The organism is Vibrio anguillarum, from assembly GCF_001989995.2.
GTDB lineage: Bacteria > Pseudomonadota > Gammaproteobacteria > Enterobacterales > Vibrionaceae > Vibrio > Vibrio anguillarum.
In genome coordinates, this window is record NZ_JAHGUP010000067.1 from 30,217 (window position 1) to 46,026 (window position 15,810).

General features: G+C 41.6%; 12 protein-coding genes. 10 read left to right on the forward strand and 2 right to left on the reverse strand.

All coding sequences use genetic code 11. The annotated features are described in order from the left end of the window. The first annotated feature begins 1 nt into the window (after position 1). Both lipA and PL85_RS14540 read left to right on the forward strand, forming a co-directional pair. Entirely contained in the window at positions 2 to 970 is a 969-nt protein-coding gene (gene lipA / locus PL85_RS14535) for a lipoyl synthase (RefSeq protein WP_088728719.1), read from the forward strand. 146 nt (positions 971 to 1,116) lie between these two features. Beyond that, a complete protein-coding gene (locus PL85_RS14540; RefSeq protein ID WP_013857344.1) occupies positions 1,117 to 1,443 on the forward strand; it encodes a hypothetical protein in 327 nt (108 codons plus the stop codon). Between the two features lie 117 nt (positions 1,444 to 1,560). On the opposite strand, the gene glyA is transcribed toward PL85_RS14540, so the two are convergent. Next, positions 1,561 to 2,811: a serine hydroxymethyltransferase gene (gene glyA / locus PL85_RS14545; RefSeq protein WP_088728718.1), complete on the reverse strand. Its 1,251-nt coding sequence runs from the start codon at positions 2,809 to 2,811 to the stop codon at positions 1,561 to 1,563. Positions 2,812 to 3,157: 346 nt separating this feature from the next. Here glyA and PL85_RS14550 point away from each other — a divergent pair, with 346 nt between their 5' ends. From PL85_RS14550 to PL85_RS14585, 8 genes are all read left to right on the forward strand, one after another. After that, the gene (locus tag PL85_RS14550) at positions 3,158 to 3,757 is read left to right on the forward strand and encodes a YitT family protein (protein WP_088728717.1); all 600 of its coding nucleotides are present in this window, start codon (positions 3,158 to 3,160) and stop codon (positions 3,755 to 3,757) included. 373 nt (positions 3,758 to 4,130) lie between these two features. Further along, entirely contained in the window at positions 4,131 to 5,525 is a 1,395-nt protein-coding gene (gene vpsL, locus PL85_RS14555) for an exopolysaccharide biosynthesis glycosyltransferase VpsL (protein ID WP_115339622.1), read from the forward strand. Between the two features lie 20 nt (positions 5,526 to 5,545). Then, on the forward strand, positions 5,546 to 6,736 hold the full coding sequence (locus PL85_RS14560) for an outer membrane beta-barrel protein (RefSeq protein ID WP_115339621.1): 1,191 nt from the start codon (positions 5,546 to 5,548) through the stop codon (positions 6,734 to 6,736). 6 nt (positions 6,737 to 6,742) lie between these two features. Continuing rightward, complete coding sequence (gene vpsN, locus PL85_RS14565; RefSeq protein WP_115339620.1) at positions 6,743 to 7,261, forward strand: exopolysaccharide export protein VpsN; 519 nt, start codon at positions 6,743 to 6,745, stop codon at positions 7,259 to 7,261. Positions 7,262 to 7,274: 13 nt separating this feature from the next. After that, positions 7,275 to 9,479: an exopolysaccharide regulatory tyrosine autokinase VpsO gene (gene vpsO / locus PL85_RS14570; protein ID WP_115339619.1), complete on the forward strand. Its 2,205-nt coding sequence runs from the start codon at positions 7,275 to 7,277 to the stop codon at positions 9,477 to 9,479. 2 nt (positions 9,480 to 9,481) lie between these two features. Next, positions 9,482 to 10,183 carry a VpsP family polysaccharide biosynthesis protein gene (locus PL85_RS14575; protein ID WP_115339618.1) on the forward strand — a complete coding sequence of 234 codons (702 nt, stop codon included), beginning with the start codon at positions 9,482 to 9,484 and terminating at the stop codon, positions 10,181 to 10,183. A gap of 551 nt (positions 10,184 to 10,734) precedes the next feature. Continuing rightward, the gene (locus PL85_RS14580; protein WP_013857353.1) at positions 10,735 to 11,349 is read left to right on the forward strand and encodes a hypothetical protein; all 615 of its coding nucleotides are present in this window, start codon (positions 10,735 to 10,737) and stop codon (positions 11,347 to 11,349) included. 71 nt (positions 11,350 to 11,420) lie between these two features. Continuing rightward, entirely contained in the window at positions 11,421 to 12,737 is a 1,317-nt protein-coding gene (locus PL85_RS14585; RefSeq protein WP_115339617.1) for an O-antigen ligase family protein, read from the forward strand. A gap of 167 nt (positions 12,738 to 12,904) precedes the next feature. On the opposite strand, the gene PL85_RS14590 is transcribed toward PL85_RS14585, so the two are convergent. After that, positions 12,905 to 15,775, reverse strand: a complete 2,871-nt coding sequence (locus tag PL85_RS14590) for a beta-prism lectin domain-containing protein (protein WP_115339616.1) — start codon at positions 15,773 to 15,775, stop codon at positions 12,905 to 12,907. Positions 15,776 to 15,810: the final 35 nt, after the last annotated feature.

Genomic DNA, 15,810 nt, shown 5'->3' on the forward strand with positions numbered 1-15,810 from the left:
CATGAGCAAACCGATCCAAATGGAAAAAGGCGTTAAATACCGCGACGCTGATAAGATGGCATTAATTCCTGTAAAAAATATGCCAGCCGCCGAACAAAAAGAAGTTTTGCGTAAGCCCGAGTGGATGAAAATTAAGCTGCCGAGTGATAGCCAACGCATCCAAGAGATCAAATCGGCAATGCGTAAAAATAATCTCCATTCGGTGTGTGAAGAAGCGTCTTGCCCTAACCTAGCAGAATGCTTTAACCACGGAACCGCCACCTTTATGATTTTAGGCGCCATCTGTACAAGGCGGTGCCCATTTTGTGACGTTGCTCATGGACGGCCAAATGCCCCAGAGACAAACGAACCACAAAAACTGGCGCAAACCATTAAGGATATGAAGTTGAAATACGTGGTTATCACCTCAGTTGACCGTGATGACCTACGTGATGGTGGTGCCCAACATTTTGCCGACTGTAACCGTGAAATTCGAGCATTAAACCCAGAGATCCGTATCGAAACGTTAGTACCGGATTTTCGTGGCCGAATGGATATCGCCCTTGAACTACTCAAAGATAACCCACCGGATGTGTTTAACCACAACTTAGAAACCGCACCACGTCTATATCGTAAGGCGCGTCCCGGGGCAAACTATAAATGGTCACTGGAACTGTTGAAGAAATTCAAGCAACAACATCCAAATATCCCTACCAAATCAGGCATCATGATGGGGCTTGGTGAAACAAAAGAAGAGATCGTGGAAGTATTGAAAGATCTTCGCGCTCACGACGTCACAATGCTTACTCTTGGCCAATATTTAGCACCGAGTCGCCATCACCTGCCAGTTGAACGCTACGTTCCACCGTCTGAATTTGACGAACTTAAAGAGATCGCACTAGAGCTTGGATTTACTCACGCCGCCTGTGGCCCGTTCGTACGTTCCTCCTATCATGCGGATATGCAAGCCAAAGGGCTAGAAGTGAAATAACCACACAGCACAAGTTCAATCAAGCCGATGTTCACTCATCGGTTTTTGGGACTCTGCTCAGTTAATGATTGAAGCTTGAATATTGATTCTATGTTCTATAGTCTAACGGCATAGAAAATAGATAACAAAGCTAGGGATTTATTAATATGAAAACGATCAGTACATTAGCACTTGTTACAGCCACTTTAATGGCCGGTTGTGCGTCTAATACTCAGCAAGATAACTATCGTGAAGCCTCCTTTGAGCTTTGTAATACTGAAGTCAACATTTACTCTGTGAGTGATGATGGCCGCGTTCGTATTGTCTGCGCTGACGGCTCTAAGTTTGCCTTAAATAGCGAAAAGACACTTGATACTATGCGCAATATTAATATTGAGTATTGTGATGGTGAAGGTTTAGGCAAATTTAACGAGAGCACTAAATATTACTCTTTTCAATGTAAGTCAGGCACATTGCTCAGCATTGCAAAATAGTTCTGCAGAGCACATTCAACAGCGAGAGGCCACTCTTCTTATTGGTGCTCAATAAAATAAATAATGACCAAATAAAAAAGCTCCTAAATATTAGGAGCTTTTTTATTGTGCGTAAAACTACGCGTATACAGGCAAACGCTTACAAATTTCTAACACTTTTGCCTTCGTTGCTTGAATAACAGATTCATCACCCATGTTGTCCAAAATATCGCACATCCATCCAGCTAGTGCTTTCGCATCAGCTTCAGTAAAACCACGGCGAGTAATTGATGGAGAACCCACGCGGATGCCAGAGGTCACAAATGGGCTACGCGGATCATTCGGTACAGAGTTTTTGTTCACTGTAATGTTAGCCGCACCCAATGCCGCATCAGCATCTTTACCTGTAATATTTTTATCGATCAAATCGACAAGGAACAGGTGATTTTCTGTGGAACCTGAAACAATGTTGTAACCACGAGCCAAAAACTCGGCCACCATCGCTTTCGCATTGGCGACTACGCGTTTTTGATACTCTTTGAACTCTGGTTCTAGAGCTTCTTTAAACGCGACCGCTTTACCTGCGATAACGTGCATTAAAGGACCACCTTGACCACCAGGGAATACGGCTGAGTTAAGCTTCTTATATAAGTCTTCACCTGCATTCGAAAGAATAAGGCCACCACGAGGACCTGCCAATGTTTTGTGGGTAGTGGTCGTCACTACGTGGGCATGAGGAACAGGGTTAGGGTAAACACCCGCCGCAATCAAACCAGCTACATGCGCCATATCAACGAACAAGTAAGCGCCCACTTTATCAGCAATTTCACGCATTCTTTTCCAGTCGCAAACTTGTGAATAAGCAGAGAAGCCACCGATGATCATTTTTGGCTGATGCTCAACCGCTAATGTTTCCATCTCTTCGTAGTTAATTTGACCTTTTGCATCAATGCCATAAGGAATGATGTTGTACAGCTTACCGGAAAAGTTGACAGGAGAACCGTGAGTCAAATGACCACCGTGTGCCAAGCTCATTCCTAATACGGTATCACCTGCGTTAAGCAACGCCATATAAACCGCGTTGTTTGCTTGTGAGCCAGAATGCGGCTGCACGTTCGCATAGTCTGCGCCAAACAGTTCACACGCACGTTCAATCGCCAGTGTTTCTACTTTATCGACAAACTCACAACCACCGTAATAGCGTTTACCTGGGTAACCTTCAGCGTATTTATTGGTGAGCTGTGAACCTTGCGCTTCCATTACACGTGGACTTGTGTAGTTTTCCGAAGCGATAAGTTCAATGTGTTCTTCCTGACGAAGAGTCTCTTCTTGAATAGCTGCGAACAGGTCCGCATCGTAATCTGCGATGTTCATATCACGCTTAAGCATCTGTATCTCCTGACTCAGATTTTACTGAAAGTTTCAAAAAAACCACACAACGACCAAAAGCAAACGTTTTCGTCACCGTAATATGGCGCACATTCTACATAATTTGATCTGGGTCATAAAGAACAAATTACAGAAATTATCATGCAGTTTTTTCATAATGGATAGTGAGGTAACTCATGCTAAACAGTAAGTTGGATAATGATGAGTTAGTATGTCAACCATTCTGCTTTACACCTTGTAAAGCTGCAATTACATAGGTTTACCTCAATTTTCACTCTCTATCTACCGAAAATATTACTTTTTCTTTACTATGCTCGCCATTCTTAGCTATTAAAATTATTTATCGATGCGAACACACACACGTAAAGAAGATTGGGTTGCCATTTTAACGGGAACCTTTTTGGTCGCACAAGGCGTCTTCTTTCTCCAGTCCGCTCATTTACTGACAGGTGGAACCGCTGGTTTAGCACTGCTGATCAGCCAGTTAGTCCCAGCCTCATTTGGTAGCATTTATTTTTTGGCTAACACCCCTTTTTACATTTTGGCTTGGAAACGATTTGGTCATCGCTTTGCCATCAACAGCGCGCTATCCGGCGCATTAGTCTCTCTTTTTGCGGACCATCTTTATTTGGTAATTTCTTTGGAAATGGTCAATGAAATTTACTGCGCCATTGCCGGGGGATTATTAATGGGTCTTGGCATGTTAATTCTCTTTCGTCACCGTTCCAGCTTGGGTGGCTTTAATGTCTTGTGTTTGTTTATTCAAGATAAATTTGGGATCCCTGTTGGCAAAAGCCAGTTGGTTATAGATTGCTCAATTTTAGCTGCTTCTGCCTTTTTTGTTTCGTTTTCCATTGCCACACTGTCTGTGCTCGGGGCTGTCTCACTTAACCTTGTGTTAGCAATGAATCATAAACCCACACGATATAGCGTGACTTACCCTTAAGCTGTCGCAATATCCATAAGATTAAGAAGAGACAAAAACACAACCAAATTTAGCCTTAATTCTTACACCGTAAATACCCTCCATTATTTTTATTTAAACATTAGCTAGCTCTTATATAAAGGTCCTCTAACAAGGTGACCACATTAAGTTAATGCAGTAATAGCAAGTGATTACACCACCTTATCCGACTCTCCGTACTCTATCTCAAATTGAAAAACCCAAAATACAGTCACCCATTCCATATATCACACATCGCGTCTTATTTTTGATGCACCTGATCAGTTGAAGTCGTCGGAGCTTAATATGAGAATGCACTGCTAAAAAATAATTATTATTCGTTACCTTAATAATTGAGCGGTTAGGAGCTTCTACAATGGGTGAAAGAGGAAGGATCCGTATTTCTAACTATCAAGGTAAATTTTTCTACCGCCTGATAGATTGCTTAGTAATACTGATCACAATGTATATTACACTAAAGTTTCACTCACATATCGTTACGATGTCTTATATATCTGTGGGACTTTTAGGGGTTGTTTTTTATTCATTTATTGCTGAAAGCCTTGATATATACAGCGGTTGGCGAACCACAAAACTTAGAGTTTTAACTCTACACACTGCTTTTTGTTGGGCTTCAACTGTTGGCTGCTTAACTTTAGTTGGTTATTTCACAAAAACTGGAAGCGATTTCTCACGTTTAATTTTAGGTTTTTGGTTTGTCGGATCATTTATTTTATTACTGCTTTGGCGCTTCGTCGCATTTACAGTCATTTACTATCTACATAAAAAAGGTTATCACACAACTAAAGCTGTCATTATCGGCATGACACCGCAGGGCCTAGAACTATCGAAAAATCTCATCAATAACCCTGAGTTAGGTATTAAACTGACGGGTTTTTACGATGATAGGGGTGATGAACGTATCGCAAGCGATATTCCAGTGCTCGGTAAAGTTAATGATGCATTAACACTTGCCCAAAACGGTCAAGTAAAAAGTGTGTACATAGCACTACCAATGCAAGCCCAGCATCGAATCAGCAAGATTCTAGAGGCCTTTTCGGATAGCACAGTGAATACCTATATTGTGCCAGACTTTTTCACCTTCAATTTACTGCATTCGCGTTGGTATACCATCGGCGATGTTAATGCTTTTAGTATTTTTGACACACCGTTCAATGGGTTAGGTACGTGGCTAAAACGTTTTGAAGATTTAGTCTTAAGTAGTCTTATCTTGATTTTAATCAGTCCTGTCCTTATTGCAGTTGCAGTAGGCGTGAAACTCAGCTCACCAGGTCCCATTATTTTCAAACAGATGCGTTATGGGCTGGATGGAAAGTCTATCAAAGTATGGAAATTCAGAAGCATGCGTGCCATGGACAATGGGAACAAAGTGACACAAGCAACAAAAAATGATCCCCGAGTGACTCCTTTTGGTGCGTTTATTCGGAAGACATCATTAGATGAACTACCACAGTTTATTAATGTGCTACAAGGTCGAATGTCAATTGTCGGCCCTCGCCCTCACGCCGTCGCACACAATGAGGAATATCGAACGATCGTTAACCGCTACATGCTGAGACATAAAGTAAAACCAGGAATTACTGGCTGGGCACAAATTAATGGCTGGCGTGGTGAAACCGATACCCTAGATAAAATGGAAAAACGTGTCCAATTTGATTTGGACTATATACACAGATGGTCGTTGTGGTTCGACATCAAAATCGTATTTCTCACCGTATTTAAAGGATTTGTAGGCAAGAATGCTTACTAGAATGGATAAAGCATACTCATATGAAAACAACTAATTTAAATAGAATCGCGTCCTTTGGCTTGGCTTTTTTTGCGTTATCAGCCGTACAAGCAAAACCGCAACCCAACCCAATTATGACTGAGTCAGGGATTGCTATTGTACCATTTTTAAACTTATCAACGGGTTATAACGACAACTTAGCAAAAGCGTCACAAGATCTCGAACATTCCCAATATTCAGTATTCGAGCCAGGTATCGGTTTAGCAATAGAGCCGACAAATGGCCAGAAACATCGCGTAGGTTATCGACTACAAAGAGGCGATTTTTTCAGCTCTAGTAAAGATGACTACACTGACCATTTCTTTGATTTAGCCAGTGACTGGGAACTCAATTCAAAGCATCGGGTTGACTTAAGTTATGCTCTTGCACTAACTCATGAACAACGTGGCGATAACGATACGACACTCAATTTGTCGTACAACAAATACAACACCAATAACTTCAACCTCGGTTATGGTTTTGGTGGCGAAGACGCAAAAGGACGAATAGAAACCAACCTTGGCTGGGGCAATTTTGACTACAAGAATAACCAAAATATTACTCAATACCAAAATTGGGATGAATTACGATTCAACAGCTCTCTATACTATAAAGCACTACCAAAAACATCGCTGGTTTTCCAAATTATAGTTAATGATAGGTATTATAGTGATATAGCCCCAGGCTCAACTCTCAAAGACAGCACCCATTATATGGGATATGTTGGTACCTCTTGGGACGCAACAGGAAAACTACAGGGAAATGCCAAGGTCGGTATGCAACATAAAGATTTTGAATCCTCTTCTAGGGAAGATTTCGACTCTTTTTCATGGGATATTGATGTCACCTATCTCATCCGCACATACTCTGCAGTGCAGTTGAAAACAAATCGTAAATCAACCGATACCGACGGTACAGGTGATTCAATCGATACCAAAGTGTATAACGCAAATTGGACACATAATTGGAGTGACATCATCTCCTCTAACGTCGATTATTCTCTATTGAGCGAGAATTATACCAGCACTGCTCGCGACGATGACACCAGTAAAGTAACACTTTCATTGAGCTATGATTTTCGTCGTTGGCTAACATTCAAAGTCGGCTACCAACTTGAATCGAGAGATTCCAGCATCAGTTCGTTAAGCTACGATCAAAATGTTTATTACTTTGCTATTGAAGGTGTGATGTAACTTACGATGAAGTACTTCTTAGTCATTCTATTAAGTTGTCTTTCCTGGTCAACATTGGCCAATGAGAGTTTTTATAAGCTAGGCGTTGGGGATCAAATTAGAATTCAAGTTTATGATGAACCAGAGTTATCTATTGAAACCCGTGTGGGTGACAGTGGTAACATTGATTACCCTTTTTTGGGACGAATTAAACTGAAGGGAAAAACAATTGAGGAAGTGAAAACCGTTATCCACAATGGTTTAATCGATGGATATCTGGTTAACCCCAATGTTTTTGTCAGCATACTCGAATATCGTCCCTATTTTATCAACGGACAAGTAAAAATATCCGGGAGTTACCCGTATCATCCGGGGTTAACCGTAAACAAAGCCATTACGATTGCGGGTGGATTCACTGAGCGAGCGTCTAAAACTAAGATCTATATATCATCAAGTGATGCTCCTGAGGCCAAGCCAGTAAAAGTAACATTGCTTCATAAAATTCAGCCTGGTGACATTCTCACCGTAGAAGAAAGCTTTTTTTAGGTAACTTAGTTGTATGGAAAACTCTTTAATTAAAAATCACTTGAACTCAGATGAAGTTATTGATATTCGTCAGTACTTTCATGTTCTTCTCAACTATAAATGGCGTATTCTACTTTTTTCTACGATGGTCACCGCTATCGCTGTATTGATTGCATTATCAATTCCTTCACAATACACCGCTCGCGCCTCACTGATCATCGAATCAAAGCAAGCAAAAGCTGTTTCGATTGAAGACATCTATGGTTTAGATACCAAAAGCCAAGAATACTATTTGACTCAAATAGAGATCTTGAAATCAGACCGAGTCGCAGAGGAAGTCATTAAACGCCTTAACCTTGCCAGCCACCCAGAATTTGACCCTACTGTAGAAAATAATCAAAAAACTGGGTTTAAATTCGATGTATTGAAATGGTTTCCTGTTCTAAAATCGTTTAAGAAAGAGCCAGCGGAAATATCACAGGAAGACCAAAACTATCGGACTAGCCGATTGGTTCTGGCTAAGTTTAAGCGTGGGCTAGAAGTTAGCCCAATAAGAAAAACTCAACTAGTGAATATTTTCTACACCAGTAAAGACCCTAAATTATCGGCTCAAATTGCCAATGAGATTGGTAACGTCTTTATGGATAGTCATATCGAAGACAAACTTCAAGTTGAACTGAAGGCGAATAGCTGGCTCAACAACCGCATGGGTGATTTGCGCGAACAACTAAAAAAGTCAGAAGCTCAACTACAAACATTTTTAAAATCTGAAGGACTAGTTGATATCCAAGGCGTTGAAAGCCTAGCATCTCAAGAACTTGAAGAACTGACCTCTCAATTGAATAAAACGAGAGACAGACGCGTTGCAGCTGAGACTCTTTATTTGGTCGCTCAAACGTACAGCCGTCAAGATGGTGACCTCTCTGCCCTTGCATCTATCCCAGAGATCTCTAACCACCCGACGATACGAGATGTCAAATTGGCTGAAGTGCAAGCTGAAAAGAAAGTCTCGGAACTATCAAAACGTTATGGTGACAAACACCCAAAGCTAAAATCAGCTCAAGCCGAACTAGCCTCTGTTAAACGCAATTTAAATTCCGAACTAAAACAGCTACTAAACGGGATCAACAATGAGTTACAGGCTGCTAAGCAAGCAGAGAGTTCTTTACACCGGGAACTTGAGAAACGCAAATCAGAGTTTCAAAGCCTCTCCGTAAAAAATGCACGATATTCAGAGCTAAAGCGCGAAGTCCAAACAAACCGAGAGTTGTTTGATCTCTTTTTAAGTCGTCAAAAAGAGACCAGTGCATCGAGCGACTTTAATGCTACGATTGCTCGTTTTACCGATTTTGCCAATCCGCCCCTCGCCCCAAGTAAACCGAATCGTAAACTGATTGTATTGTTAGCGTTTGTCGCTTCGTTTGGTTTGGCGTGTGTTGTTGCTTTCATTGCTGATGCGGTAAACGATACATTCCTTGATATAAAACAGGTTGAAAAACTGTTATCACTAAGCTTGCTCGGTATTATACCGGCAATTAAAACTCGAGGCCCCCTAACGCTAAAAACCTATTTTGATTCGAAACACCGAGAGCTCACAGAAGCGATTAGAACCGTTCGGACTGGTTATTTACTTGCCAACACCAACAAAGAGCATCATGTGGTAATGGTTACTTCTTCACTGCCTGAGGAAGGAAAAACAACCTCGAGTATCAATTTGGCTTTTTCACTGGCACAAATGGAAAAAACACTGCTGATTGACTGCGATTTGAGAAAACCATCGGTTGCACACCGTTTTGGCATCTCTGGTTCACAGCCAGGAATGAGCAACTTGCTCATAGGTACGCATACCATAGAAGAGTGTCTCTATACCGATGAAGAATCAGGGCTTGATGTTTTGACTTCAGGAGTCGTGACAGACAATCCTCTTGAACTTATCTCCTCGCCTAAGTTTGCCTCACTACTCGAAGAGCTTAAGACACGCTATAGCAGAATTGTGATTGATACACCTCCGTGTTTAGCCGTTAGTGATGCATTTATGCTGTCGCAGTACGTGGACTCGACCATACTAGTGATCAATGCTCCACAAACACGTACTAAAGTGGCTAGAGATGTGGTCGGACGCTTAACGCAGCAAGGAGCGAGAATTGATGGCGTCATATTGAACAAACTGAACACCAAAAAAGCCTCTAATTATAGCGGTTATCATCAATATCAATCCTATTACGGCCCAGAAAAATAACCATGAAGGTCGTGAATCACCCTTTTTTAGCCCATGCTTTGCGTTTGAGCATTGGGCTAACTGCACTCGTGACTCTCTATTTTGCATTTCATTTTTTGACGGCGTCCATTTACGCGCTAGCAACAGAAAGAAATATCGACTACTGGACAAAGCACAGTGATGGTGTAACTTTAGAGCAAGTGAATGAGACAAAACTCATGATACTAAAGGCCCTACAACACCACAGCGACCATCCTCATTACCACAATTTACTGGGTAAGGTCTATGAGTGGGAAGCCTATTTGGACGATGATGTAGATAAAGAGAGCCGCTTGCTCAATGCAAAAAAGGCCTACTTGGAAAGTGCATTATTGAGACCCACTTGGTCAGACACATGGGCTGATTTATTGGTGATTGAAACTCAGTTGAAAGGGGAAAATATTGATCTCTATTTTGCACAAGCCAATAGATATGGGCCTTTTACACCCAAAGTGAACAACACACTTTCCCAGATTGGCCTTAACCATTGGTCTATTTTTTCAGCGCCGCAGCGAACTATCATTATTGATCACGCCGCAAGAGCATTAGCTCATCCTCAAAGCCGAGGAGAAGCCTACCAGTATCTAAAATCAAACGGTCTCTTAAAATTTACCTGTGCAGCTATTATTTATAACCCTCAACGTTATACTGAGAAAAATAGTCTCTGCAAGAGAGCGCTAGAGTGATCTCGATGATAAAACATTATTCAATAAACCGGCCTATCGCCTTGTTCATGTTAGCCTTGCTTTCTCTTGGTACAGCTTCGCTATCACTGGCAAAAACACTGAATATTCATGCTGAGATACCGATATTTTTGGAAAAGTCACTCGGCGGTGATATTTATCTCCACTTTACACTTGCGCTATTCATTACCTTGGTTTTTATCCGAGTAATTTCCGCCACTCTTTCCCCTATACAAAGCATCTTTCTCGCCATAGTTATCGTCTCGACCTGTTGCGTAATTGATGAAAGTTTACAAATGTTATCGCGTTCACGATCATTCTCTTTGCTCGATTTAGGGGCAAGCTTACTTGGTATAACAATGGCCTCAATAATCTATTACGTTACTAGCAGACTTCAATCTTCAAACTTATGCTCCAAACTAAGGCAACCTCGCGCATAAAAACGCCTTAAGAATGAGAATCGACCCCTTATTAACAGAAGTACGATATCACTGGATGTACTACTTCACTTATAATCATCGCAACAGTAAATCGTAGGCTTTTAGGACTTACCAATGAAAAAATCACTATGGATATTTTGGATTGCTATTTCAGCTTTGCTGGCTAGTTCAAGGTTATATGCCGAAACAGAAATTACTTGTTCACTTTATAAAAACCATAAAGTGGCCACAGACACAATAAGAGCCAGCCTAGAACAAGCAGACGATGCCATTATTTCTCTGCAAGCTTTGATGAAACTATGCCCAAGCATGGCACTAGAAATGGCGGACCTAGCGTCTACTCTACACCCACAACTAGCACTCGATATCTTCAATACAGTATTTGACCATATATCGAGTGACCAAGTCGCAGCTTTGACTGCAATACTCGTTAAAAATGCACCTCAAGAGATGCGTTCTGAAGTCATTCAGCTTGCTGTCACTAAATCACCAGAGTCAGCTCAAGCTATCGTTGATGCTGTTATTGCAATGGATTTAATGGACTCAACTGATGTGATTGTTGCTGCAATCTCCGGTGGCGCTGACCCAGCGACCATTACTGAACCGACAGCGGCAGGTACTCCATCGGCTTTACCTGGTGGCTTACCTCCAGTCGCAACGGTGCCAGGTAACACCACAACACTTGGAACCGGCAATGGCAGTGGTGGTGGTACCGCTTCACCAAACTGATCGTTTAATTCGATACTTTCATCCAGTTTAGGGCAGGTATATTCCTGCCCTTCTTAATTGATATTAATAGTATGCGTCTAATAGAAAAATCCATTTTCCCAATATTTCTCATTTTTGTATTTTGGCTGCCCATACCTTTAGGTAGTAATCGCCCATTAGCATGGTCATTCAATGAAATCTGGATTGCATTGCTGCTTATTGCCTGTTTATTCAACTACTCTTTTGAGCATTGGAAAAACTGTCTGATAAGGGGAAAATTAGTCATCATTCCCATCGCACTTATCACTTGCTGGTCATTCATCCAAAGTATTCCACAACTTGGTATAACTCAGGATCCTAGTTTAGTCTTTGTCTCTGCAATCAAATCGCTCCACTATTTCCAGTTTTGTCTTATTGCTCTTGTCCTCATCGATACACCTAAAAAATTAAAACTTCTCGCAGTAGTCATGGTTAGCAGTGGAATTTGCCAAGGCTTTTACGCTGGCGTGATTTTACTACTCAACCTAGATCATTCGATAATATTCAAGCTGCCACTAGGAAATAGAGCCTCCGGAAGCTTTGTCTATCATAATCATCTGGCAAACTTCTTGATGCTGAATCTCTGCATTGGATTTGGCTTATTAATTGCAAAACTCGATAGCTCACACAAAACCGGATTTAGAAATATCACTAAACAGTTTTTAGCCGTGTTGCTGTCTGATAAAGCCTTTGTTCGTTTAGGGCTCGTGATCATGGTGATTGCATTAGTCTTAACACGCTCAAGAATGGGAAATATGGCTTTCTTTATCGCCCTAACCGTAGGTTGTGTGCTGTTGCTATTGTTTTACAAACCGAAACCCAAAAGTGTTTATGTGCTTATAATCAGTTTATTCATCATTGATACGTTCATCGTGAGCCAATGGTTTGGATTGGAGAAAGTCAAACAACGTCTTATTGAAACTAGCTTGGAAAGTGAATCAAGAGATGATGTTGTCAGATATTCCCTAGTCGCAATACAAGAAAGGCCTCTGACTGGCTTTGGGGCTGGCACTTTCTACTCCACTTTTCCTTCCTACAATCAAGGAAAAGTAAAACTGTTTTACGATCATGCTCATAATGACTACATCCAATTCACCTTAGAATCAGGCCTTGTCATGGTTTCGATATTGGGTGTAATGATCTTAGTCGCCGCCCAACGCGCATTTTATGCGTTTAAAAACCGCAGAAATAAATTGATGAAAGGGATCGGATTATCATCCATGATGGCTATTATTGGTATGTTGATACACATGAGTGTTGATTTCCCACTTCAAGCTCCCGCAACAACACTTTATTTCTTGCTGTGTTTATTGATGGGACACTGGTCAAATTCAATGCCGAGTCTGGTCACTCGTTCAAAATATTCCTGATATATAAAAACGACTTTAAGTTGCAGGTAAACGAATGTATCCAACACCGCGCAGCTTCAAGTAGGAATGGTATACGTCCAAAACAATTCCTACTCTATATCTGGTTAATAAAAAAATCCCTCGATTGTCTCGAGGGATTTTCAATTATTGAATTAAAACGATATCAATTAATCGAATACAAACTGCAAGCCTTCAACTAACCAGCCACCAGTCCAAACATTGATCTGCTTGATGCGTTTACCTTGCGGCACAGTGTACGTTTCAACTTTTTTGTTGCTCGCATAGTTGGTTGAGCCCAATAACACGCTAGAGCCATCCTTCATCGTGAACTTAATCGCCACTATGTGGTAACCACCCCAGTTATAAAGACCAGAGGTAACTTCCACGGATTGCAATTGATCAAGAGCAATCGGTGCTCTTAGCACACCACCGTTAGTACCTTGTACCGGGCCGCCCACCAAGTTATTGGCCGTCGTGCCGATCGCATCGATCGCAAAACCAGAACGCAGATACATCTGGTTATCCGCCGTCACTACACGTTGTGATTGCTGAGTATTTGAGTAACCAAAAATTGGAGACTCACCACCCACCGTTGCACGTAATGTACTCGAACGGTATGTATTATGGCTCAACCAACTTGGTGTCGCATTTGTAGGCACTACACCATCTTGAGTAACATTCGTCAGATGGAAAGCATGCTGGTTCCAGATGCGAGTTGCATTCTTCCAAGGTTTTGCACTGTCCGCCGATTCATAAACAAACACACCATGGTTACCCACATAATTTTTATCAAAATCATTAGCAACAACAAGCAGCTCTGCGTTGTTATCCCCCGCAAGATCAACAACAATCGGGTACTCCCACAAGGTTGAGGTCGAATGCGCGAAAGAGGCTCTTTCCTGGCCCGTTCGTCCATCAAGAATTCGCACTCTGGCATGATCCTGAACAATAACTTCATCAATACCATCGCCATCAAAATCGTAAGCAGAAACACCAATTTTACCACTGCCAGTATCATCGTTAGCAGCAGACCAGACGCGATCACCTTTACTGTTGTACATATCCACAGCAGTATATCCAGCGTAAACAATGCCTTTCACATCAATATCATTAGAGCCACTACGAGAAGCCAATTCAAATTGCAAACCATCAACTAGCCACCCCTCAGTCCACACTTTGATACTCTTAATTTGGCTATCGGCTGGCACATTAAAACTCTCGGTCTGCTTAGAATACGCGTACTTTTTCGACCCCATCCTAATAATACTGCTATTACTCATTCTGAAATCGAGCGCAACGACATGATAACCACCCCAATAATACTTACCCCAAGTAACATCAACAGATTTGACGTCTTTGATATTGACTGGTTGGCTAAGGTTACCACCACGGCCACCAATAAGTGATTGAGCTGAGCTCCCCACCGCATCAATCGCTAAACCAGAGCGTACTGATAATTTAGCATCCGATGTGATAGTAATCGTCGATGGATTAGTATGAGAACGATATCCATAGACTTTTGACCATTCATTGTTTTCGATAACTTTGGCTTTACCTAAGAAATTAGAAACAGCTTGTACGCCACCACCTGGATTTGTACTGTTATTCACTTCCCACTTTACGGTACCGTCGTGTTCTAAAACAGCAAATCGTGCATTTTCGCCTGTTGCGAAAGTTGCAGGGACCGAAGCCACAATTTCTGGACGCTCATCGTTATCCAAATTAACAAGCGATGAAAACCACACCATATCATTGGCTAGATACTGCCAATTGACGGCACCACTGTTTTGGTACATTACACCACCAGAAAAGACCTCTTGCGAATTATCGCCATCGATATCCACATTAATAGAAGATGGGGCCCAAGGATGACTAAATACAAGACCTGACTCGTAATTATAAACGCCATCTGAAGATAGAATCTCGACACTACCGTCCCCATCAAGATCTGCGAGGGTTATAGAGCCAACTGAACGGCCTCCAGTTTGTGCTTTGAGAATCTGTTTCTTTACATGACCGTTGTTATCCAAAATATTTAAATAGGGGCTAGATGTATTGGTTGTAACGATTTCAACTACACCATCGCCATCTAAATCAGCGACAGCTGGTGAATATCTTGCGTCAGCAATGGCTTCACCTCGCTCATAAGACCACAACTCCGAGCCGTCAACACCGCTTAAAGCTCGAACTAGGCCTCCGTTAACATACTTGTTCCCTTCAAACGTCACAACGATAAGGTCAGCAACGTCTTTCTCATCAATCTTACCATCGCCATTATCATCATTCAGTTGAGCAACAACTGGAGTCGCCATCACTTGATTCGATAATGGCTTAAAGCCACCGCCTTGCCATGACCATTTCAACTGTGTGCTAATAGTGTTAGAAGGTTTTTCAAATGGCACAACTCGCATAGAACGAGGGTGTGAAAAATCAAGGAGCTCACCATTGTAAGCTTTCACTGATTTCAGTTGTGCATTAGATGTATTACCACCGAAAACAGCTAAACGGTTATAGGACAAATTATCCCAATCACTAAGCATCACTCCAAGACCTTCTGGAGCGACTATATCGACAGCATGCCCATAGATATAAGAAGGGAGCGAATAACCAGAACGCTCACCTTCTTTAAGACAAAAACGCTCACCATTTTCACGGCTCACGATACAGGCTTCAGGATAAAGTTCCGATGCAAGAACACGCATGGAACGAGGATGAGAAAAATCTAGAGCCTGCCCGTTCAATGCTTTAACATTTTTTAACTCACTGTTATCAGTATAATGGTCAAAAACTGCCAAGCGATTGTAAGATAAATTATCCCAGTCACTGAGCATCACTGAAACACCACTAGGTGCTAAAACATCAACTTGATGATTATAAATCCAAGATGGTAGCGAATATTCTGAACGCTGCCCTATATTTAGGCAGTACTTATCTCCGGTTTTCCGGCTAATAATGCAACCTTCCTGATCTGCAGCTTGAACCATTGAGCCACCCAATGAGATCATTCCTACAGCGAAAACCAAATATTTTATTGTCATGAAAAAGTTTCCCTCTACTAAATATGCATACCTTC

Bases quoted from the DNA above. Each gene is read 5' to 3' on its own strand.
- lipA (WP_088728719.1), top strand. From the start codon at position 2: ATGAGCAAACCGATCCAAATGGAAAAAGGCGTTAAATACCGCGACGCT.
- PL85_RS14560 (WP_115339621.1), top strand. From the start codon at position 5,546: ATGAAAACAACTAATTTAAATAGAATCGCGTCCTTTGGCTTGGCTTTT.
- PL85_RS14550 (WP_088728717.1), top strand. From the start codon at position 3,158: ATGCGAACACACACACGTAAAGAAGATTGGGTTGCCATTTTAACGGGA.
- vpsO (WP_115339619.1), top strand. From the start codon at position 7,275: ATGGAAAACTCTTTAATTAAAAATCACTTGAACTCAGATGAAGTTATT.
- vpsL (WP_115339622.1), top strand. From the start codon at position 4,131: ATGGGTGAAAGAGGAAGGATCCGTATTTCTAACTATCAAGGTAAATTT.
- PL85_RS14585 (WP_115339617.1), top strand. From the start codon at position 11,421: ATGCGTCTAATAGAAAAATCCATTTTCCCAATATTTCTCATTTTTGTA.
- vpsN (WP_115339620.1), top strand. From the start codon at position 6,743: ATGAAGTACTTCTTAGTCATTCTATTAAGTTGTCTTTCCTGGTCAACA.
- PL85_RS14590 (WP_115339616.1), bottom strand. From the start codon at position 15,775: ATGACAATAAAATATTTGGTTTTCGCTGTAGGAATGATCTCATTGGGT.
- PL85_RS14575 (WP_115339618.1), top strand. From the start codon at position 9,482: ATGAAGGTCGTGAATCACCCTTTTTTAGCCCATGCTTTGCGTTTGAGC.
- glyA (WP_088728718.1), bottom strand. From the start codon at position 2,811: ATGCTTAAGCGTGATATGAACATCGCAGATTACGATGCGGACCTGTTC.
- PL85_RS14540 (WP_013857344.1), top strand. From the start codon at position 1,117: ATGAAAACGATCAGTACATTAGCACTTGTTACAGCCACTTTAATGGCC.
- PL85_RS14580 (WP_013857353.1), top strand. From the start codon at position 10,735: ATGAAAAAATCACTATGGATATTTTGGATTGCTATTTCAGCTTTGCTG.